Raw genomic sequence first — 21,239 nt, forward strand, 5'->3', positions numbered from 1 at the left:
GAGAAATGGCACAGGCAATCGCGGGCGGAGGTGCGGCGCCGCCGGTGCCCAGGGCGGGTCGCTATCGCTGGCTGATCATCGCGCTGCTCTTCGCGGCGACGACGGTCAATTATATCGACCGGACGATGCTCGGCCTGCTCGCGCCCGTGCTCGGCGACGAGCTCGGCTGGAGCGAGAATGACTATGGCAACATCGTCACCGCTTTCCAGGCCGCCTACGCCCTCGGCTTCCTGCTCATGGGCTGGCTGATCGATCGCTTCGGACCCAAAGTCGGTTATGCGATCGCCATTTCGATCTGGACGATCGGCCATGTCGCGCACGGCTTCGCCTCTTCGGTCGTTTCTTTCATGATGGCGCGCGTCATCCTTGGGGTCGGCGAGGCGGGGCATTTCCCGTCGGTCGTCCGCGCTTCGAGCGAATGGTTCCCGCAAAAGGAGCGCTCCTACGCCATCGGCTGGGTCAACAGCGCGACGACGATCGGCGTCATCCTGACCGCGCCGACGATCGCGCTGTTCATGCGCTTTCTCGGTTTCGACTGGCGTCAGACCTTCATCACCACCGGCGCTTTCGGCGTCGTGCTGCTGATCCTCTGGCTCTGGCTCTACAGCAATCCGCGCGAGAGCGGGAAGGTCAGCGATGCCGAACTCGCGTGGATCGAACATGATCCGCCCGAACAGGTCGAGCGCCTCGGTTGGAGCAAGATCGTCACCAAGCGCGAGGCGTGGGCGTTCGCGACGGCCAAGTTCCTGACCGATCCGGTATGGTTCCTGATGCTCTTCTGGCTGCCCAAATATTTCAGCTCGACCTATGACGTCGACTTGAAGGTCGTGCTGCTGCCGATGATCATCATGTATCTGCTCTCCGACGTCGGCAGCATCGTCGGCGGCTGGACCTCGTCGAAGCTCATCCAGCAGGGCCATAGCGTCAATTTCGCGCGCAAGATCACGATGCTCGGCGCCGGCTGTTGCGTCCTGCCCTTGCTGTTCGTGACCGGGCTCGAGAATATGTGGCTCGCGGTCGTGCTGATCGGCATCGCGCTTGCCGGGCATCAGGCCTTTTCGTCGACGATCCTGTCGATCCCGCCCGACATGTTCCCGAAACGCGCGGTTGGTTCGGTGATCGGACTCGGCGGTTTCATGGGCGGCATCGGCGGGATGATCATGGCGAAGTCGACCGGCCTCGTGCTCGACGCGACGGGTGGCAATTACACGATCATCTTTGCCGTCTGCACGACAACCTATTTCCTCGCCGTACTGGCGGTGCATCTGCTCAGCCCGCGGCTTGCGCCGGTCACCGTAGAAAGCGAAACGGCAATGGCATGACGCGTCCGCTTGCCCTGAACCCCGACCGCCTGTTTCCGTCCGACCCGGTGCAGCGCGACATTGCGCGGCGCCTTTATGCGGAGGTTGCGGGCCTGCCGATCGTCAGCCCGCACGGGCATACCGATCCCAGCTGGTTCGCGGGCAACGCGCCGTTCGGCAATGCGGCCGAGCTGCTGCTCCATCCCGACCATTATGTATTCCGGATGCTCTACTCGCAGGGCGTGTCCTTGGACGCGCTGGGTATCCGCAATCCCGCTGCCGATCCGCGCGAAAGCTGGCGATTGTTCGCGCAAAACTATCATCTGTTCCGCGGCACGCCGACGCGGATGTGGATGGACTGGGTGTTCGCTGAAGCCTTTGGGATCGAGGTGCAGTTCGAGGCGGCGACCTCGGATCTCTATTATGACCGGATCACCGAGGCGCTGGCGACCGACGCCTTTCGTCCGCGCGCCTTGTTCGACCGTTTCGGGATCGAGGTCATCGCGACGACCGAAAGCCCGCTCGACACGCTTGAGCATCATGCCGTCGTCCGCGCCGCTAATCAAAGTGGCGAATGGGCCGGGCGGGTCATCACCGCCTATCGCCCCGACCCGGTCGTCGACCCCGAGTTCGAGGGCTTTTACGCCAACCTCGCCCGCTTCTCCGACCTCTCGGGCGAGGATGCGTACAGCTATGCAGGCTATCTCGCCGCGCACCGCAATCGCCGCGCCTTCTTCGCCAGCATGGGCGCAACTTCGACCGACCACGGCCACCCGACCGCCGCCACCGCCGACCTGTCGGATGCCGAGGCCGAGGCGCTGTTCGCGCGCGTGACGGGTGCGAATGTCAGCGCCGCCGATGCCGAGCTGTTCCGCGCGCATATGCTGACCGTGATGGCGGGGATGAGCCTCGACGATGGCCTCGTGATGCAGATCCATCCGGGCGCGTTCCGCAATCACAACCCCTGGCTGTTCGAGCATTATGGCCGCGATAAGGGCGCCGACATTCCCATGCCGACCGACTATGTCCATGCGCTGCGCCCCTTGCTCGGCAAATATGGCAATGCGGCCGGGCTGACGATCATCCTCTTCACCCTCGACGAGACGAGCTACGCGCGCGAACTCGCGCCGCTCGCGGGCCATTATCCGGCGCTCAAGCTCGGCCCTGCCTGGTGGTTCCACGACAGCCCCGAAGGGATGCGGCGATTCCGGAACCAGACGACCGAGACCGCGGGTTTCTACAACACAGTCGGCTTCAACGACGACACCCGCGCCTTCCTGTCGATCCCCGCACGCCACGACGTTGCACGGCGCATCGATTGCAGCTTCCTGGCTAGCCTCGTCGCCGAGCATCGCATCGAGGAATGGGAAGCCGCCGACCTCGCGACCGACCTCAGCTATAATCTCGCCAAGGCGGCCTACAAGCTGTGAGGCTGTCGTCCTTAACTGCGCTCCCGGCGTCGGTGCAGGGTCCGGGCTACGACCGCTCCGCGCAGGCGGCGGGCATCGTCCATATCGGCATCGGCGCGTTCCACCGCGCGCATCAGGCGGTCTACACCGACGACGCGATGGGCGCGGGCGGCCGCGACTGGGGCATCATCGGCGTGTCACTGCGTTCGGGCGATGTCGCGGCGCAATTGAATCCGCAGGACGGGCTCTACACCGTCGGTGCGCTCGGTGTCCAAGGCAGCAAACTCCGCCTCATCGGCGCGGTACAGCAAGTGCTGGTCGCGTCCGAAAATCCGCAAGCCGTGATCGATGCAATCGCCGCAGCGACGACGCATATCGTCAGCTTCACCGTCACCGAGAAGGGCTATCTGCGCGGGCCCGGCGGCATGCTCGACCTTGCCGCCGCGCAAGGCGCGCCCAGCCTCTACCGCTTCGTCGGTGCGGCGCTCGCCGCGCGCAAGGTGGCGGGACTGCCGGGGATCACGCTGCTCAGCTGTGACAATCTCGCGGGCAATGGCGCCGCACTCAAGGCGCTGATGCGGCAATATCTCGCCGCCCGACATCCCGACCTTTTGGACTGGTTCGACGCCGAATGCCGCTGCCCCGCGACGATGATCGACCGCATCGTCCCGGCGACCACCGACGCCGACCGCGCCGCGGTCGAGGCGATGCTCGGCGCGCGCGACGAGGGCGCGGTGGTCACCGAAGCCTTCAGCCAATGGGTGATCGAGGATGATTTCGCCGGCCCGCGCCCGCGCTGGGAAACGGTCGGCGCCGAGCTGGTCGCCGACGTCGCGCCCTACGAAACGGCCAAGCTGCGGATGCTCAACGGCGCGCATTCGGCGCTCGCCTATATCGGGCTTGGACGCGGCCACGAATTTGTCCACCAGGCGATCGGCGATCCGGCGATCCTTCCGTTGATCGAGCGGCTGATGCGCGACGAAGCTGCGCCGACAATCGACGCCGCGCCGGGTCAGGATCTTGCCGCCTACGCCGATGCGCTACTCAACCGCTTCGCCAATCCGGCGCTTGATCACCGGCTGAGCCAGATCGCGATGGACGGCAGCCAGAAGATCCCCCAGCGCTGGCTCGAAACGCTCGCGTGGCATCAGGTGCGCGGGAGCAGGTGTCTGTCGCTCGAGGCGGCGATTGCGGCTTGGATCGAATTTCTGCGCAGCGATCATCCTATCGACGATCCGCTGGCAGATAAGCTGCGCGAAGCGGTTGCCGGTCCTGGTGCGATGGAGCTGCTGTTCGGCAAGAACGGCTTGATCGCGTCGGAATGGCGGCTCGTAAGCTAGGCGTCCTCCGAACCCGTTCGCCCTGAGCTTGTCGAAGGGCTGCTCTTCCGTCTGGCGACGTCAAAGAAAAGAACGGTGCTTCGACAAGCTCAGCACGAACGGACGTGGGCCGTTATGTTTAACCCGGCACCAACAACCCCCGACTCTCCCGCACCTCGGCATCCAGCCAGTCGATAAACGCACGGATGCGCGGCTGCGGCGCGACGTCGCGGTGGAGCGCGAGCCAGAAGGCGCGCGCGATCGTTTGGCCCGGCCGCACGCGCACCAGCGCCGAATCGCCCGCGGCGAGGAAGCAGGGCAGCACGCCGACCCCCGCACCGCCCGCGATCATCCGCCGCTGCGCCAATATGCTCGACGATCGCACGGTCGCGCGCAGCCCCGGCTCGATCTCGCCCAGATAGTCGAGTTCGGGCGCATAGAGGATGTCGGGCATATAGCCGATCACCGGGATGCCCGTGCGCGACAACGGCGCGGCCGTAACCGCCGCCTGCCAGTCGGGGCGGTCGGTAGGCGCGTAGATGCCGAGGCTGTAGTCGGACAGCTTGCGCGTGATCAGCGGGCCTTTGCGCGGTCGCGCGAGCAGCACCGCCATATCGGCCTCGCGCCGCGAGGGGTTGAGGAACCCTGACGAGGCGACAAGATCGATCTCGAGTTCGGGGTGCGCCGCGACGAAGCTCGCGAGGCGCGGCGCGATGAAGCTGTTTCCGAAGCCTTCGGAGACGCTGACGCGTAATTGCCCCGACAAGGCCGACCTGCCCTCATGCGCCGAATGGATACGCGCCGCCGCCGCCGCCATCGCTTCGGCGTGCGGAACGAGCGCGCGGCCCGCCGCGGTCAGGACGAAACCCGACGGTGCGCGTTCGAAGAGCGTTTGCCCGAGCGCCGATTCGAGCGCGCTCACGCGGCGGCTGACCGTTGTCGCGTCGACTTGCAGCGCCTGTCCTGCGCGCGCGAGCGTGCTGTGGCGCGCGACGAACAGGAAATATTGCAGCTTATCCCAATCCATATGCTGCAAATATGCAGCATTGTCCTGCAAGTCTATCCCTTGCAATCATGCCCCGCATGGTCTGTTGCTGCTGCAACTGGAGACGGAGATTCACCATGCGACAGATTGACCACCTCATCGTCGGCGGCGCCGGCGGCAGCGCGCGCCTGGGCGACGTGTTCGACCCCAACAGCGGCGGCGTGCAGGCGCAGGTTGCGCTCGGCGATGCGGCGCTGCTCGATCGCGCGGTTGCCGCGGCGAAGAAGGCGCAGCCCGCATGGGCGGCGACCAACCCGCAGCGCCGCGCGCGCGTGATGTTCGAATTCAAACGCCTCGTCGAAGCCAATATGGATGCGCTCGCGCACATGCTGTCGAGCGAGCATGGCAAGGTGATCGCCGATTCGAAGGGCGACATCCAGCGCGGGCTCGAGGTCATCGAATTCTGCTGCGGCATCCCGCATGTGCTGAAGGGCGAATATACGCAGGGCGCCGGCCCCGGCATCGACGTCTATTCGATGCGCCAGCCAATCGGCATCGGCGCGGGCATCACCCCGTTCAATTTCCCCGCGATGATCCCGCTGTGGATGAGCGGCGTCGCGATCGTGACGGGCAATGCCTTCCTCATCAAGCCGAGCGAGCGCGACCCGTCGGTCCCCGTCCGCCTCGCCGAACTCTTCCTCGAGGCCGGGCTTCCCGAAGGCATTTGCCAGGTCGTGCACGGCGACAAGGAAATGGTCGACGCGATCCTCGACCATCCCGACATCGGCGCGGTCAGCTTCGTCGGCTCGTCGGACATCGCGCATTATGTCTACAACCGCGGCGTCGCGAACGGAAAGCGCGTGCAGGCGATGGGCGGCGCGAAGAACCACGGCATCGTCATGCCCGACGCCGATCTCGATCAGGTGGTGAACGACTTGACCGGCGCGGCTTTCGGCTCGGCGGGCGAGCGTTGCATGGCGCTGCCGGTCGTCGTCCCCGTCGGCGAAGACACCGCCAACCGCCTGCGTGAGAAACTGATCCCCGCAATCGCGGCGCTGCGCGTCGGCGTGTCGACCGATGCCGAGGCGCATTACGGCCCGGTGGTGACGCAGGCGCACAAGGAAAAGGTCGAAGGCTGGATCCAGAAATGCGCCGACGAAGGTGCCGAACTGGTCGTCGACGGCCGCGGCTTCTCGCTGCAGGGGCATGAAAAGGGCTTCTTCATCGGCCCGACCCTGTTCGACCATGTCACCACCGACATGGAAAGCTACAAGGAAGAAATCTTCGGCCCCGTTCTGCAGATCGTCCGCGCGCCCGATTTCGAAACCGCGCTCGAACTGCCCAGCAAGCACCAGTATGGCAATGGCGTCGCGATCTTTACGCGCAACGGCCATGCCGCGCGCGAGTTCGCCGCGCGCGTGCAAGTAGGCATGGTCGGCATCAACGTCCCGATCCCGGTGCCCGTCGCCTATCACAGCTTCGGCGGCTGGAAGCGTTCGGCGTTCGGCGACACCAACCAGCACGGCATGGAAGGCGTGAAGTTCTGGACCAAGGTCAAGACGATCACCCAGCGCTGGCCCGACGGGTCGCCCGACGGCGGCAACGCTTTCGTCATTCCGACGATGGGGTGAAGCTTGCTTCGGCGGCTGCTCCTGCCCCTGATGATTCTGTTGCTGTTGCCCGTTCAGGCAGCAGGGCAGAAGACGATCGCGCTGTCGTTCGACGATGTGCCGCGCGCCCGCGGTGCCTTTTTTACGCCCGATGAGCGCACGAAGCGCATCATCCGGGAATTGTGGCGCGCCGATGCGCCGCAGGCGGTCTTTTTTATTGTCACGGGCCAGCTAGGCCATGGCGATGGTTACGGCGGCCAGCTGCGGATTCAGGCCTATGTCGATGCGGGCCATGCGATCGCGAATCACAGCAATAGCCATCAGCGCCTGAGCGCGCTGACCACCGAGGCTTATCTTGCCGACATCGACGCCGCCGAGCTCTGGCTGAAGGGTCGTGGCGCCTATCGTCCCTGGTTCCGCTTTCCCTTCCTCGACGAAGGCGGGCGCGACAAGACCAAGCGCGACGCGGTGCGCGCCGGGCTTGCCGCACGCGGGTTGCGCAACGGCTATGTCACCGCCGAATCGTCGGACTGGCACCTCGAAAACCTGACGCGCGAGGCGGTGCAGGCGAACAAGAAGGTCAATCGCAAGGCGCTGCGCGACCTTTATGTCACCTGGCATGTCGAGGCGGCAAACTTTGCCGATACGATGATGCAGAAGGTCACTGGCCGCCAGCCGGTGCAGATGCTGCTCCTCCACGAAACCGACCTCGCCGCGCTGTATGTCGGCGACCTCGTTCGCGCGCTGCGCAAGGACGGCTGGACGGTCGTCGATGCCGATGCCGCCTATGCCGACCCGATCGGCGCGGTGATGCCCGATACGGCTGCCGCCAACGGCACATTGACCGAGGCGCTGGCATGGCAGGCGGGCCAGCCCGCGCCGCGCTGGTATCGCTACAATGACACCAAACTGGCGACCGCGATGTTCCGCGAAAAAGTGCTCGACGAAGGCGGCGGCGAATGATGCACCACCAGCCTCTCATGAAACCCGCACGCCGCGCGGGGCATTTCTCCTTTCGAAGGAGATTGCCGATGACCCGCTTCATGCTTCCCGCCGGATTGCTGATGCTCGCCGCGTGCAGCGGCGGCAATGACGACGAATCCGGCCCCGAAGCCACCGCCGCGATCAGCCCGCTGCAAAAGGCCGAGCGCCCTGCGCCTGCCGAAGCACCCGAAACGATCGACGCGGACCTGACCGAAACAGCCGAGGAAATGCCTGCAAAACCTGAAGCCGGGAACGATGGTGGCGGCAAGGCGATCCCGGCGGCGATCCAGGGTCGCTGGGCGCTCAAGGCGGCCGACTGCCAGGCGAAAAGGGGCACCGACCTCACGGCGTTGACGATCGACGCGACGAACCTGCGATTTTTCGAATCGCACGGCGAACTCGCTCGCATCCGCGAGCGCGAAGCGAACCGCATCGTCGCCGATTACAAGTTCAGCGGCGAAGGTGTGGAATGGGACCGCCAGATGCTGCTGCGCGTCGAGGATGGCGGCAAGACACTGGTCCGCCGCGACACTGGAGAGGGTGCCGCGGCCGGGTCGATGCGCTATACGCGCTGCGCCGGCTGACGGTTTTTTGAAAGGGAGACGAAAGATGGATATTCGCTGGATTGCAATTGCCGCCACCCTGCCGCTCACCGCGTGCGCGGCCGCCGATACTTCCGCCGAATCCGCGCCCACGCCGCCGCCGGCCGAAGCGGCGTGCAATGCCGATGGCGTGCAGTCGCTGGTCGGCCAGACCGCGACCGCCGCTGTCGGCGGCCAGCTGCTCAAGGGCAGCGGCGCGGCGACGCTGCGCTGGGTCCCGCCGCGCACCGCGGTCACCATGGACTTCCGCCCCGACCGGCTGACCGTCTCCTACGACGATGCGCTCAAGATCGAACGGATCAGCTGCGGCTGATGGGCAAACCGGCGGGGCCAGCCGCCGCAACCACGCTTCCGCACCGCGGTTTCGAACCATCGAGAAAAATATATGACCGACCAGTTCCAGCTTACCGACGACCAGCTTGCGATCCAGGACATGGCGCGCAAATTCACCGCCGATGCGATCACGCCGCACGCGGCCGACTGGGACGAGAAGCACATCTTCCCGCGTGAGACGATCAAGGCGGCGGCCGAGCTCGGCTTCGCGTCGATCTATGTATCCGAGGAATCGGGCGGCATCGGGCTGGGGCGGCTCGAATCGGCGCTGATCATGGAAGCGATGGCCTATGGCTGCCCCGCGACCTCGTCCTTCATCTCGATCCATAATATGTCGAGCTGGATGATCGATGCGTTCGGCAGTGCCGAGGTGAAAGCCAAATTCCTGCCCAGCCTGGTGACGATGGACAAGATCGCGAGCTATTGCCTGACCGAACCCGGCTCGGGCTCCGACGCGGCGGCGCTCAAAACGAACGCCAAACTCGAGGGCGGCCATTATGTCATCAACGGCACCAAGCAGTTCATTTCGGGTGCCGGGGTCAACGACATCTATGTCACTATGGTCCGCACGGGTCAGCCGGGGCCGAAGGGCATTTCATGCCTCGTCATCGAAAAGGACATGCCCGGTGTCAGCTTCGGCGCCAAGGAGCGCAAGCTGGGCTGGAATGCGTCGCCCACCGCGCAGGTGATCTTCGACAACGTCAAAGTGCCGGTCGAAAACCGCGTCGGCGCCGAGGGCGACGGCTTCCGTTTCGCGATGGCGGGGCTCGACGGCGGGCGGCTCAACATCGGCGCCTGCTCGCTGGGCGGCGCGCAGCGCTGCCTCGACGAAGCGGTCGCCTATACCAAGGATCGCCAGCAGTTCGGCCAGCCGATCGCCGATTTCCAGAACACCCAGTTCATGCTCGCCGACATGGCGACCGACCTCGAAGCGGCGCGCGCGCTGCTTTACATGGCGGCGGCGAAAGTGACCGCGAACGCCCCCGACAAGTCGCGCTTCTCGGCGATGGCAAAGCGGCTCGCGACCGATAACGGCAGCAAGATCGTCAACGACGCACTCCAGCTGTTCGGCGGTTACGGTTATCTGAAAGATTATCCGATCGAGCGTTTCTGGCGCGACCTGCGCGTCCATTCGATCCTCGAGGGCACCAACCAGGTGATGCGGATGATCGTCGGAAGGGACCTGCTGCGCCAATGACCGACGATGTTCTAATCTCGACCGAAGGCCGCATCGGCCGCATCTCGCTGAATCGTCCCAAGGCGATCCATGCCCTGAACCTCACCATGTGCGAGGCGATGATCGACGCGCTTTTGAAATGGCAGGGCGATGACGCGGTCGAGGCGGTGACCATCGATCATAGCGAGGGCCGTGGCTTCTGCGCGGGCGGCGACATCCGCATGCTCGCGACAAGCGGCGCGAAGGACGGCAAGGAGGCGAGGGCCTTTTTCCACACCGAATATCGCCTCAACCATCTGCTCTTCACTTACCCCAAGTCCGTCGTCGCTTTCATGGACGGCATCACCATGGGCGGCGGGGTCGGGATTTCGCAGCCGGCGAAATATCGCGTCGCGACCGAACATACGCGCTTCGCGATGCCCGAAACGGGGATCGGCCTGTTCCCCGACGTCGGCGGCGGCTGGTATCTGCCGCGATTGGAGGGCCGCGTCGGCGTCTTTCTCGCGCTCACCGGCGCGCGCCTCGACGGCGCCGAATGCCTCGCGCTCGGTCTCGCCACTCACTATCTCCCGTCCGAAAAGCTCGCCGAGGCGAAGGAGCGCATCGCCGCGCACCCCGATCGCATCGGCGGTATCCTCGGCGAGCTTTCGATCACCGCACCGTCCGCCGCGATCACCCAGCATATCGACAAGATCAACCGGCTGTTCGCGAGCGACACCTACGAGGATATTCTCACCGCGCTCGAGACCGACGGCGGCGAGTGGGCCCAGAAAGAGCTCGACGCGCTGCGCACCAAATCGCCCCAGACATGCAAGATCGCGCTGCGTCAGCTCAAGGAAGGCGGCGCGATGCACGACTTTGCCGCGCAGATGACGCAGGAATATGCGATCGGCAGCCGCGTCGTCCAAATGCACGATTTCCTCGAGGGCGTCCGCGCGCTGATCGTCGACAAGGACAACAGCCCGAAATGGAATCCGCCAACCGCCGAAGCCGTCACCGACGACTGGATCGACGCGATCTTTGCGCCCTTGCCCGATGAGGAAAAATGGACCCCGCTAACCTGACCTCGTCACCCCGGACTTGATCCGGGGCCCACGCGGTCATGGATACCGGATCAAGTCCCGGATGACGATTATCTGGAGATCATGAGAATGACATACGAAACCCTCCTCGTCGAAACGCGCGGCGCCGTCACCCTGGTGACGCTCAACCGCCCGCAGGCGCTCAATGCGCTCAATTCGAAGGTGCTCGACGATTTGATCGCGGCCTTCGCGGCGTATGAGGCCGATCCGGGGCAGCGCTGCGCGGTGCTCACCGGCTCGGGCGACAAGGCGTTCGCCGCGGGTGCCGACATCAAGGAAATGGCCGACAAGCCTGCCGCCGATTTCTATCTCGAGGATTTCTTCTCGAAATGGACGAGCGATTTCGTGAAGAAGGTCCGCAAGCCGTGGATCGCCGCGGTCAACGGCTTCGCGCTCGGCGGCGGCTGCGAACTCGCGATGATGGCCGACTTCATCGTCGCGTCGGACAAGGCGAAGTTCGGCCAGCCCGAAATCAAGCTCGGCGTCGCGCCGGGCATGGGCGGGTCGCAGCGGCTGACCCGCGCCGTGGGCAAGGCGAAGGCGATGGAAATGTGCCTGACCGGCCGGATGATGGACGCGGCGGAAGCCGAACGCTCGGGCCTCGTCGCGCGCGTCGTCCAGCATGAAAGCCTCGTCGACGAAGCCGTGAAGACCGCGACGACAATCGCCAGCATGCCGCCGATGGCCGCGATGGTAAACAAGGACATGGTCAACGCCGCGTATGAGACGACGCTCGACCAGGGGCTGATCTACGAACGCCGCCTGTTCCAGATCCTCGCCGCGACCGAGGACAAGGCCGAAGGCATGGCCGCCTTCATCGAAAAGCGCGAAGGCGTGTGGAAGGGGCGGTGAGCCCTTCGCGGCGACAGGTCGTCTCAAAGCGGGCAATTTACGCCGCCGCGATCCTGATTGGCCTGCATATCCTTGCTTACGCCTATGTCGTGGATCAACGCATCTTATATGATCAGGGCGACCTCGAAGGATTGCTCTGGTGGCTCGTCGCCTTCCTGATCTTACCCGCTGCCGCCTTGTTGACGCTTGCGGTCAGTCTGGTCGCGCAGTGGCTGAAATCGAAAAATCCTTCGGGAGAATGACATGAAAATCGCATTCATCGGACTTGGCAATATGGGTGGCGGGATGGCCGCGAATCTCGCGAAGGCGGGGCATGACGTCCGCGCGTTCGACCTCAGCGAAGAAGCGTTGGAACGCGCTGTCGAAGGGGGCTGCACCCGCGCTGTGTCCGCCGCGGAAGCCGTCACCGGCGCCGAAGCCGTGGTGACGATGCTTCCCGCGGGCAAGCATGTCGCCTCGGTCTATGAAGCCGAGGTGTTTCCGAACGCTGCACCGGGGACCTTGCTCCTCGACTGCTCGACGATCGACGTCGCGACCGCGCGCTCGAATATCGAAGCTGCGACCGCCAAGGGTCTCGTCGCGGTCGATGCGCCGGTGTCGGGCGGCATCGCCGCCGCCAACGCCGGCACGCTGACCTTCATGGTCGGCGGCACCGACGACGGCTTTTCGCGCGCCGAACCGATCCTTGCGAAGATGGGCAAGGCGGTGATCCATGCCGGCGACGCGGGGGCGGGGCAGGCGGCGAAGATCTGCAACAACATGCTGCTCGGCGCCTCGATGGTCGCGACGTGCGAGACGCTCGCGCTCGCGCAGAAATTGGGGCTCGACCCGCAGAAATTCTTCGACATCGCCAGCGTATCGTCGGGGCAATGCTGGTCGCTGACCTCCTACGCGCCGCTCCCCGGCGTCGGGCCAACGACCCCCGCCGACAATGATTACAAGGGCGGGTTCGCCGCCGCGCTGATGCTCAAGGATTTGCGCCTCGCGATGGAAGCCGCGGCAAGCGTCGACGCCGACGTTCCGATGGGGACGAAAGCGCGCGAGCTGTATGAGGCATTCGTCGATGCCGACAAGGACGGCCGCGACTTTTCGGCGATCATCCACACGCTTCAGTAAAAGTCTGCCGTCTCGCCGCCATCGCGGCGCTCGGTCCGGTGCACCTGCGTCGGCGCGTCGCGCCGGCCGGTGCGCACCTCGATCCGGTCACCCACCCGCCGCACTTCGGCGGGCACCAATATCCTCGCGCGCGCCACGGCGACCGCCGTCGCTTGCGGCGCCGGGACCGGCGCGCTGCCGGCGAGCAGAAGGGCGGCGAGGGCGGACATGGCGTTCATGCTCTACCCTAACGGCAGGTCTTGCCAGTGCTTTAACCCTGAATCGCAGGTTTTCGCTCATCCCTGCGGCCACGCGAGAGCAAATGAAAGGCCGCCTGCCCCACGCCGGGACAGACGGCCTCCTTTTCGCAAGCGATAGCGAGCTTAGAAGCCCGACTTCGCCGCCGCCTTTTCCTTGAGCAACGGCGCGATGGTAAATCCATGCTTCTCGAGCGCCGCGACGATCTTGTCGGTGCCCTCAAGCCCCGCCCAGAACATCGGGCCGCCGCGATAGACCGGCCAGCCATAGCCATAGATCCATACGACATCGATGTCGCTCGCGCGCTGTGCCTTGCCTTCGGACAGGATCAGCGCGCCTTCGTTGACCATCGGATAGAGGGTGCGCTCGATGATCTCCTGGTCGGTGATTTCGCGCTTTTCGACCCCCGCCTTCGCCCGGAACTCCTCGATGATCTCGGCGACACGCGGGCTTTCGCTCGGATTGCGCTTCTCGTCATAATCATAGAAGCCCGCCTGCTTCTTCTGCCCCCAGCGGCCTTCGGCGGCGAGCGCGTCGCGGATGCTTTCGATGCGGTTGGGATCGCGGTGCCAGCCGATGTCGACCCCCGCAAGATCGCTCATCTGAAACGGCCCCATCGGCATGCCGAATTCGACATGGACCTTGTCGACCTGCGCCGGGGTCGCGCCTTCGAGCAGCAGCTTCATCGCTTCCATCTGGCGGGGTTTCAGCATGCGGTTGCCGATGAAGCCGTCGCACACGCCCGCGACCACGGCGACCTTGCCGATCTTCTTGCCGATCGCCATCGCCGTTGCCAGCGCATCGGGCGCGGTCTTTTCGCCGCGCACGACTTCGAGCAGCTTCATCACATTGGCGGGCGAGAAGAAGTGCATGCCCAGCACATCGCCGGGGCGGCTCGTCGCGGTCGCGATTTCGTCGACGTCGAGATAGCTGGTGTTCGAAGCGAGGATCGCGCCGGGCTTGGCGATTTTATCGAGCTTGCCGAAGATGTCCTTCTTGACGTCCATATTCTCATAGACCGCCTCGATGATGAGATCGCAGTCGGCGAGCGCTTCGAGGCCGAGCGTCGGGGTGAGCAGACCCATCATCTGGTCGACCTGTTCGGGCTTGAAGCGGCCCTTGGCGGCCGACGCATCGTAATTCTTGCGGATCACGCCAAGCCCGCGGTCGAGCGCGTCCTGCGCCATCTCGACGATCGTGACGGGGATGCCCTTCTGGAGGAAGTTCATCGAAATGCCGCCGCCCATCGTGCCGGCGCCGATCACGCCGACCTTCTTGATGTCGCGCAGCTTGGTGTCCTTGGGCAGGCCGTCGATCTTCGCGGCCTGACGCTCGGCGAAGAAGATGTGGCGCTGCGCGGCCGACTGGCTGCCGAACATCAGCTTCATGAACTGCTCGCGCTCAAAGGCGAGGCCCTCGTCGAAGGGCAGGCGCGTCGCCGCCTCGACGCAGGCGAGGTTGGCGTAAGGCGCCTCGAACCCGCGCCAGCGCTTGGCGTTCGCCGCCTTCAGCTGTTCGATCACCGCGACATCGCCGAACACCGGGCGGTTGCGCGTCGGGCGCGGACCGTCGGCGATCTTCGCGCGCGCAAAGGCGATCGCATCGGCGGCGAGGCTGTCCTCGCCCGCGAGTTCGTCGACAAGGCCGAGTTCCTTCGCCTTGGCGGCGGGAAGCGGGTCGCCGGTCGAGGTCATCGTCGCCGCGGCTTCGACGCCGACGACGCGCGGCAGGCGCTGGGTGCCGCCGGCACCGGGGAGCAGGCCGAGCTTCACCTCGGGCACGCCGAGCTTCGCCGACGGCACCGCGATGCGATAGTGACAGACCAGCGCGGTCTCGAGACCGCCGCCGAGCGCGGTGCCGTGGATCGCGGCGACCACCGGCTTCGATGCCGCCTCGATGCTGTTCAGCACCGCGTTGAAATCGGGACCGCGCGGCGGCTTGCCGAATTCGCTGATGTCGGCGCCCGCGATGAAGGTCGCACCGTCGCAGCGCAGCACGATCGCCTTGACGCTGTCATCGGAAAGCGCGGTCGCGAAATGATCTTCCAGCCCCTGGCGGACATGCCAGCTCAGCGCATTGACCGGCGGGTTGTTGACGATGATGACGGCAACGTCGCCGTCCTTCTGCATCGTGACGGAAACGGGAGTATCTTCGGACATTTTAGGCTCCTTGGTCTGAACCCCGTTCGCAACGAGCGAAGTCGAGATGCCCATCGTCGGCAATTGCCTTCTGGGTGTCCGGGCTTTGCTCGACACAAACGGGAAGAGGGGTTTGCATTTTCAATCGTCGATCGCGGCGTGGACGAGGGTCTTGACCTCGCGCCGCACGGGATAGGTGGAAGAGGGCATGAGCTGGGTCATGAAGACCATGCAGATCTGCTCGACCGGATCGACGAAGAAACCGGTCGAGAACATGCCGCCCCAATAATAATCACCGACAGAGCCGGGGGTCATCGTCTGTGCGGGGCTTTCGTTCACGGCAAAACCGAGACCGAAGCCGACCCCGGCATTCTCGGCCTCGGAGAAGATGCCGACGCTGTGCTGGACAAGGTCGCCGCCGCCGACGAGGTGGTTCGCGGTCATCAGCGCGAGCGTCTTGCGGCTGATGATGCGGACACCTTCGAGCTGCCCGTCGCCGAGCAGCATCAGGCAAAAGCGGTGATAATCGTGGAGTGTCGAGGCGAGCCCGCCGCCGCCCGAATGGAAGGTGCGATCCTTCGCCCAGCGGCTCTTGTCGCCGCTGTCGAACGGCTTCATCTTGTCCTTCGGATCAAAGGCGTAGCAGTCGGTCAGCCGGTACTGCTGGTCCGCAGGCACCTTGAAGCCGGTATCGACCATGCCGAGCGGACCGAAGATCCGCTCTTGCAGCACCTCGCCAAACGGCTTGCCCTCGATCCGCTCAATCACCGCGCCGAGCACATCGGTCGCCATCGAATAATTCCAGTGCGCGCCGGGGTCGAACTGCAGCGGAATTTTCGCCAGATCGGCGATGAAGCTGTCCATTGTATAATCGGCGTCGAAATCGTCGATGCGCGCCTTGCGGTATGCGGCGTCGACCGGCGTGCGCTCCTGAAAGCCGTAGGTGAGGCCCGCGGTGTGGCGCAGCAGGTCGACCATGCGGATCGGAGAAGCGGGGGGCCGCGTCAGGAAGGGCACATTGCCCCCGCCCGCGACGAAGACGCCGGTATCCTTGAACTCGGGGCAAAACTTCACCAGCGGATCGCTGAGCGCAACCTTGCCCTCTTCGACGAGCATCATGAACGCGATGCTCGTGATCGGCTTGGTCATGCTCGCGATGCGGAAGATCGCATCTTCTTTCAGCGCTTCGCCCGGCCGCGCTTCGCCGATGCAAGAGACATGCGCGACCTCGCCGCGCCGCGACACAAGCGTCGCGGCGTGCGGCAGGCGGCCTGTGTCGACATATTTGGCGGCGAGAAACGCCGGGATGCGGTCGAGGCGCGTTTTATCGAAACCATGGCTCATGCGACGCGGACCCCTTCGAGGGTGGCGGCTGCCTCGGCGAGCAGCGCCGGATCGATGGCAAGGTCGCTGGCGGCGGCATTGTCATGGACCTGGCTCGCGCGGCTCGCGCCGACGATGACGCTCGCCATCCCGGGTTGCGCGAGCAGCCACGCGACCGCGAGCTGCGCCATGCTGCATCCCGCCTTATCGGCGATCGGGCGCAATCTCTGCACCGCTTCGAGCACCGGCTCGGCGAGATAGCGTTCCATGAAATGCTGGTCCTCGCTCGTCGCGCGGCTGCCCGCGGGCGGCGGCGCGCCGGGAAGATATTTGCCGCTGAGCACTCCCATCGCGAGCGGCGACCAGACGATCTGGCCGATGCCATTGGCGATGCACAGCGGGATCACCCCGGCTTCGGGGCGCCGGTAGAGCAGGCTGTATTGCGGCTGGCTCGACACGAATTTGACGTTGGGCGGCGCGAGCGCCAGCGCCGCGGCGATCTGGTCGGGCGACCATTCGGAAAAGCCGATCGCGCGCGTCTTGCCGCTGCGCACGACCTCGCTCAGCGCCGCCATCGTCTCCTCAAGCGGGGTGTCGGGATCGTAGCGGTGGCATTGGTAGAGGTCGACATAGTCGGTCTGGAGCCGCGTCAGGCTGGCGTCGATCTGCTTCTCGATCTGCGCGCGGCTCAGCCCCTTGTCGCTGTCCGACATCGGGAAAAAAACCTTCGTTGCCAGAATATAGCTATCGCGCGCGCGGTCCTTGAGCGCGCGGCCGAGAAATTCCTCCGCCGCGCCGCGGCCATAGGCATTCGCGGTGTCGATGAAGTTGATCCCGGCGTCGAACGCCGCGTCGAGACATTCACGCCCCGCGCTGTCGTCGACCCCGACCCCATAGGTCAGCCAGCTGCCGAGGCAGATTTCGGAGACTTTGATGCCGCTGTCGCCGAGGTCGCGATATTGCATGGATCAGCCTTTCGTCAGTGCGAGGTCTGGCCGAGCAGCTGGCGCGTCACCGGGTGCGAGCTGGTGAGCCCGCCATCGACCGCGATCGCCTGGCCATTGACATAGCTTGCCTGGTCGCTTGCGAGGAAAAGCGCAACATTGGCGAGTTCTTCGGGCTGCGCCGCGCGGCGAAGCGGATTGAGTTGCCCCAGCTTGTGGGTGACCTCCTTCGCCTTGGCATAGTCGAAGGTCGGCTTGGTCATGCCCGTTTCGGTGAGGCCGGGGCACACCGCGTTGACGCGCACACCGCTCGTCGACAGCTGCTGCGCCGCGACCTTGGCGAGGTTGATCACCCCCGCTTTCGAGGCCGAATAGGCCCCTGGACCCGCGCCCGAATTGAGCCCCGCAACGCTCGCGGTGAGCACGATCGCGCCGCCGCGGCCCTGATCGACCATCGCCTTGCCGGCGTGCTTCACCATCAGCGCGGGGCCGATCAGGTTGACGCGCAGCGTCTCGGCCCAGGCGATGGGGTCGAAATCGAAAATGCCGCCCATGTCGCCGATGATCCCGGCGTTGGCGAAGGCGACGTCGAGGCCGCCGTAGGTTTCCTTCGCGGTCGCGACGAGCTTCGCGACATCGGCCTCGACACCCGCGTCGATCTCCAGCGCAACCGCTTCGCCGCCGGCATCCTTCACCAACTGCGCGGTTTCGTGCACCGCCGCCGTCTTGTCGCCGATGACGAGCTTGGCGCCCTCGGCGGCGAAGCGCAGCGCGCTCGCGCGGCCGATGCCGCTGCCGGCACCCGTGATGATCGCGATCTTGCCGTCCAATGCTCCGCTCATACCACGACACCTCCATCCACAACGATCGTCTGCCCGGTTATGAAGGTTGACGCGCCTGACCCCAGGAACACCGCCGCCCCCGCGATCTCGCGCGGCTCGCCGATCCGGCCGAGGCAGGCGTTCGAGGTCGAGGCTTTCAGATTTTCCGGATTTTCCCACAGCGCCTTGGCAAAATCGGTTTTGACCAATCCCGGCGCGATCGCGTTGATCCGGACGTTCGCCGGACCGAATTCGCGCGCCAGATTTTTGACCATCTGGATATCGGCGGCCTTGGTGATCGCATAGGCGCCGAGGATCGACGAACCGCGCAGGCCCCCGATCGACGACACCAGGATGATCGACCCCGACTGCCGCTCGCGCATTTCGGGGGCGACCATCGTGATCAGCCAGTGCTGGGCGACGATATTGTGGTCGAGCGTCTTGCGCAGCGCCTCGTCGCTGATCGCCTCCATCGGCCCATAATGCGGGTTCGACGCGGCGTTGCAGACGAGGATGTCGATCGGCCCGAACGCCGCGCGTCCCGCATCGACCATCGCCTGCAGCGATTCCTTCGACGACAGGCTCGACGAGACGGCGATGGCGGCGCCGGGATGTTTGGCGTTGATCCCCGCCGCGACGGCCTCGCACGGCTCGATGTTGCGGCTGGTAATCACGACCCTGGCGCCATGATCGGCATATTCCTCGGCAATCGCCTGCCCGATGCCGCGCGACGATCCGGTGATGATCGCGACCTTGCCGCTCAGATCGAATAAACTCATGCGCCGGCCTTTCGTGCAAAATCCCACGCCTTTTCCGCCAGCGGACGGACGCGTTCGGACATGTCCTTGGCATGTTGCGAGGAGGCGGTACCCTCGATCACGCGCTTCTTGATGCCCTGGATGATCCCCGCGAGGCGGAAGAAATTATAGGCGAAATACCAGTTCATGTCGGGCACGCCGTCGCGGCCGGTGGCCTTGCAATAGCGTTCGACCATTTCGTCGAGTTCGGGAATGCCAAGCGCCGCGCGGTCGATATCCATGACCCCTGACCGGCCGCCATTTTCGGTGACCCATGCCATCGCGACATAAGTGAAATCGGCGAGCGGATCGCCCAAAGTCGACAATTCCCAGTCGAGCACCGCGAGAATTTCGGGGCGGCCCTTCGCAAAGATCATATTGTCGATGCGGTAATCGCCATGGACGACGCTGGTGCGCGTCTGTTCGGGAAGGCTCGCGGGAAGGAAGGCGATCAGCCGTTCCATCTCGTCCATCGTCTCGGTTTCGGACAGCCGGTATTGCTTGGTCCAGCGGTCGACCTGACGGCCGAAATAATTGCCGGGCTTGCCATAGTCCGACAGCCCCGCCGCCTCGACGTCGACATTGTGCAGCGCGGCGAGCGTATCGATCATCGCCTCATAGGTCGCGCGGCGGTTTTCGGGGGTCGATCCCGGCATTGCGCCGTCCCAGATCGTGTGGCCGTCGACCATCCCCATCACATAGAACCAGCTACCGATGACACTGTCGTCGGTGCACAGGCCATATTGGCGCGCGACGGGGAAGCCCATTTTGTGCAGCCCCGCCTGCACCTTATATTCGCGGTCGACCGCGTGCGCCGACGGGAGCAGCGGGCCGAAGGGCTTGCGCCGCAGCACATAATTGCCCGACGGCGCGCCGATCTTGTACGTCGGGTTCGACTGGCCGCCGGCGAATTTATGCTGGGTCAGCGGACCGGTGAAACCCTCGACATTTGCTTCCATCCACGCGGTGAGCTTCGCCTCGTCGAGCAGATCGGCGCCTTCGGGCGCGACGGTGCCGCTGAAGGCCTTCTGGGCGTCGAGAGTCATTGATCGAAAACGATCACCGACCGCGCGGCGTCGCCTTTCTTCATCTTGTCGAAACCGTCGTTGATCTTCTCGAGCGGGATCGTTTCGGCGACGATGCTGTCGAGGTCGAGCAGCCCGCGCAGGTAGAAATCGACAAGCCGCGGGATATCGACCGGGAAGCGGTTGCCCCCCATGATCGCGCCCTGCAATTTCTTGCCCGAAAGCAGGTCCATCGCGCTGAGGCCGACCTTTTCGGACAGCGGCATCATGCCGAGGATCGTCGCGGTGCCGCCGCGGCGTAGCGATGCAACCGCGAGGCTGGCCGAGGCCGGACGCCCGACCGCTTCGATCGCATGATCGACGCCGCCCCTCGTCAGGTCGAGGATCTGCTTGGCAGCATCCGCGTCCATTGCGTCGACGACATCGGTCGCGCCGAGCTTCATCGCCAGCGCGCGCTTTTCCGGAACCGGGTCGGCGGCGATGATGCGCCCCGCACCGGCGATCTTCGCGGCGTTGATCGTCGCGAGGCCGACGCCGCCGCAACCGACGACCGCGACGGTCTCGCCCGGGGTGACCTTGCAAGCGTTGAAGATCGTTCCCGCGCCCGTCGTCACCGCGCAGCCGATGACCGCGGCGCGGTCGAGCGGCATGTCGGGGTTGATCGCGACGCAGGCATGTTCGTGGACGAGCATCGTTTCGGCAAAGGCGCTGAGGTTGAGCATCTGGTTGACGATGCTGCCATCGGGGCGCGTGATGCGCGGCGGCTGCCCGGGCGTGCGGCGCGTGTCGCCGCCCATGCACAGCGACATGCGGCCCGAAACGCAGAACTCGCAGTGGCCGCAAAAGGCGGACAGGCAGGTGACGACGGCATCGCCGACCTTCACCGTGCGCACTTCGCTGCCGACCGCCTCGACGATGCCCGCGGCTTCGTGGCCGGGGATCGCGGGCAGCGGGTGCGGATAGGCGCCGTCGATGAAATGCAGATCCGAATGGCAAAGGCCGCAGGCGGCGGTGCGGATGCGCACCTCGTGCGGGCCGCAGTCGGCAATCTGCACCGTCTCGATGGCGAGCGGTTTGCCGGGTTCGATCAGGATGGCGGCTTTGGTCATTCATGCTCTCCGTTTGGTCCCCCTCCCGCCTGCGGGAGGGGTTAGGGGAGGGAATGTTAAATACGAAGCGGAACA

At 65.1% G+C, this 21,239-nt stretch carries 21 protein-coding genes; 12 read left to right on the top strand and 9 right to left on the bottom strand.

Translation table 11 applies throughout. The annotated features are described in order from the left end of the window. The first annotated feature begins 5 nt into the window (after positions 1-5). From V6M50_RS02965 to V6M50_RS02975, 3 genes are read left to right on the top strand one after another with little or no spacing between them, the layout of a single operon-like run. Positions 6-1,322 (top strand): MFS transporter, encoded by a 1,317-nt coding sequence (locus V6M50_RS02965; protein ID WP_332817044.1) that lies wholly within the window; start codon positions 6-8, stop codon positions 1,320-1,322. Next, positions 1,319-2,731: a glucuronate isomerase gene (gene uxaC, locus V6M50_RS02970; protein ID WP_332817045.1), complete on the top strand. Its 1,413-nt coding sequence runs from the start codon at positions 1,319-1,321 to the stop codon at positions 2,729-2,731. Before V6M50_RS02965 ends, uxaC begins: the two co-directional genes overlap by 4 nt. Further along, positions 2,728-4,050 carry a mannitol dehydrogenase family protein gene (locus tag V6M50_RS02975; RefSeq protein ID WP_332817046.1) on the top strand — a complete coding sequence of 441 codons (1,323 nt, stop codon included), beginning with the start codon at positions 2,728-2,730 and terminating at the stop codon, positions 4,048-4,050. The genes uxaC and V6M50_RS02975 overlap by 4 nt, the downstream gene beginning before the upstream one ends. A 118-nt stretch (positions 4,051-4,168) precedes the next feature. Here V6M50_RS02975 and V6M50_RS02980 read toward each other — a convergent pair whose 3' ends face one another. Beyond that, positions 4,169-5,056, bottom strand: a complete 888-nt coding sequence (locus V6M50_RS02980) for a LysR family transcriptional regulator (protein WP_332817047.1) — start codon at positions 5,054-5,056, stop codon at positions 4,169-4,171. Between the two features lie 95 nt (positions 5,057-5,151). Between V6M50_RS02980 and V6M50_RS02985 the strand changes: the two genes are divergently transcribed. The 9 genes from V6M50_RS02985 to mmsB all read left to right on the top strand — a co-directional run bounded on the left by V6M50_RS02985 (position 5,152) and on the right by mmsB (position 12,770). Further along, positions 5,152-6,645, top strand: a complete 1,494-nt coding sequence (locus tag V6M50_RS02985) for a CoA-acylating methylmalonate-semialdehyde dehydrogenase (protein WP_332817048.1) — start codon at positions 5,152-5,154, stop codon at positions 6,643-6,645. 30 nt (positions 6,646-6,675) lie between these two features. After that, on the top strand, positions 6,676-7,587 hold the full coding sequence (locus tag V6M50_RS02990; RefSeq protein ID WP_332817049.1) for a polysaccharide deacetylase family protein: 912 nt from the start codon (positions 6,676-6,678) through the stop codon (positions 7,585-7,587). A 68-nt stretch (positions 7,588-7,655) separates the two neighbouring features. Further along, on the top strand, positions 7,656-8,192 hold the full coding sequence (locus tag V6M50_RS02995; RefSeq protein ID WP_332817050.1) for a hypothetical protein: 537 nt from the start codon (positions 7,656-7,658) through the stop codon (positions 8,190-8,192). 25 nt (positions 8,193-8,217) lie between these two features. Further along, on the top strand, positions 8,218-8,523 hold the full coding sequence (locus V6M50_RS03000) for an I78 family peptidase inhibitor (protein WP_332817051.1): 306 nt from the start codon (positions 8,218-8,220) through the stop codon (positions 8,521-8,523). A 72-nt stretch (positions 8,524-8,595) separates the two neighbouring features. Continuing rightward, positions 8,596-9,741 (top strand): acyl-CoA dehydrogenase family protein, encoded by a 1,146-nt coding sequence (locus tag V6M50_RS03005; RefSeq protein WP_332817052.1) that lies wholly within the window; start codon positions 8,596-8,598, stop codon positions 9,739-9,741. Beyond that, entirely contained in the window at positions 9,738-10,784 is a 1,047-nt protein-coding gene (locus V6M50_RS03010) for an enoyl-CoA hydratase/isomerase family protein (RefSeq protein WP_332817053.1), read from the top strand. Before V6M50_RS03005 ends, V6M50_RS03010 begins: the two co-directional genes overlap by 4 nt. Positions 10,785-10,871: 87 nt before the next feature. Beyond that, positions 10,872-11,654 (top strand): enoyl-CoA hydratase-related protein, encoded by a 783-nt coding sequence (locus V6M50_RS03015; protein ID WP_332817054.1) that lies wholly within the window; start codon positions 10,872-10,874, stop codon positions 11,652-11,654. Next, positions 11,639-11,896, top strand: coding sequence for a hypothetical protein (locus V6M50_RS03020; protein WP_332817055.1), 258 nt, complete (start codon positions 11,639-11,641; stop codon positions 11,894-11,896). The genes V6M50_RS03015 and V6M50_RS03020 overlap by 16 nt, the downstream gene beginning before the upstream one ends. 1 nt (position 11,897) lies before the next feature. Beyond that, positions 11,898-12,770 (top strand): 3-hydroxyisobutyrate dehydrogenase, encoded by an 873-nt coding sequence (mmsB, locus tag V6M50_RS03025; protein ID WP_332817056.1) that lies wholly within the window; start codon positions 11,898-11,900, stop codon positions 12,768-12,770. Here the strand turns inward: mmsB and V6M50_RS03030 are convergent. The 8 genes from V6M50_RS03030 to V6M50_RS03065 all read right to left on the bottom strand — a co-directional run bounded on the left by V6M50_RS03030 (position 12,764) and on the right by V6M50_RS03065 (position 21,164). Further along, positions 12,764-12,988, bottom strand: coding sequence for a hypothetical protein (locus tag V6M50_RS03030; RefSeq protein ID WP_332817057.1), 225 nt, complete (start codon positions 12,986-12,988; stop codon positions 12,764-12,766). The genes mmsB and V6M50_RS03030 overlap by 7 nt on opposite strands. A 144-nt stretch (positions 12,989-13,132) precedes the next feature. After that, positions 13,133-15,166, bottom strand: coding sequence for a 3-hydroxyacyl-CoA dehydrogenase NAD-binding domain-containing protein (locus V6M50_RS03035; RefSeq protein ID WP_332817058.1), 2,034 nt, complete (start codon positions 15,164-15,166; stop codon positions 13,133-13,135). Between the two features lie 120 nt (positions 15,167-15,286). Further along, positions 15,287-16,489, bottom strand: a complete 1,203-nt coding sequence (locus tag V6M50_RS03040) for a serine hydrolase domain-containing protein (protein ID WP_332817059.1) — start codon at positions 16,487-16,489, stop codon at positions 15,287-15,289. Next, entirely contained in the window at positions 16,486-17,433 is a 948-nt protein-coding gene (locus tag V6M50_RS03045; RefSeq protein WP_332817060.1) for an aldo/keto reductase family protein, read from the bottom strand. Before V6M50_RS03045 ends, V6M50_RS03040 begins: the two co-directional genes overlap by 4 nt. A 14-nt stretch (positions 17,434-17,447) precedes the next feature. Continuing rightward, positions 17,448-18,254 (bottom strand): SDR family NAD(P)-dependent oxidoreductase, encoded by an 807-nt coding sequence (locus tag V6M50_RS03050; RefSeq protein WP_332817061.1) that lies wholly within the window; start codon positions 18,252-18,254, stop codon positions 17,448-17,450. Next, positions 18,251-19,012, bottom strand: coding sequence for an SDR family oxidoreductase (locus V6M50_RS03055; RefSeq protein WP_332817062.1), 762 nt, complete (start codon positions 19,010-19,012; stop codon positions 18,251-18,253). The genes V6M50_RS03050 and V6M50_RS03055 overlap by 4 nt, the downstream gene beginning before the upstream one ends. Beyond that, positions 19,009-20,076: a phosphotransferase family protein gene (locus V6M50_RS03060; RefSeq protein ID WP_332817063.1), complete on the bottom strand. Its 1,068-nt coding sequence runs from the start codon at positions 20,074-20,076 to the stop codon at positions 19,009-19,011. The genes V6M50_RS03055 and V6M50_RS03060 overlap by 4 nt, the downstream gene beginning before the upstream one ends. Further along, positions 20,073-21,164 (bottom strand): Zn-dependent alcohol dehydrogenase, encoded by a 1,092-nt coding sequence (locus V6M50_RS03065; protein WP_332817064.1) that lies wholly within the window; start codon positions 21,162-21,164, stop codon positions 20,073-20,075. The genes V6M50_RS03060 and V6M50_RS03065 overlap by 4 nt, the downstream gene beginning before the upstream one ends. Between the last annotated feature and the right edge of the window lie 75 nt (positions 21,165-21,239).

Source organism: Sphingopyxis sp., from assembly GCF_036675685.1.
In the GTDB taxonomy this organism is placed as follows: Bacteria; Pseudomonadota; Alphaproteobacteria; order Sphingomonadales; family Sphingomonadaceae; genus Sphingopyxis.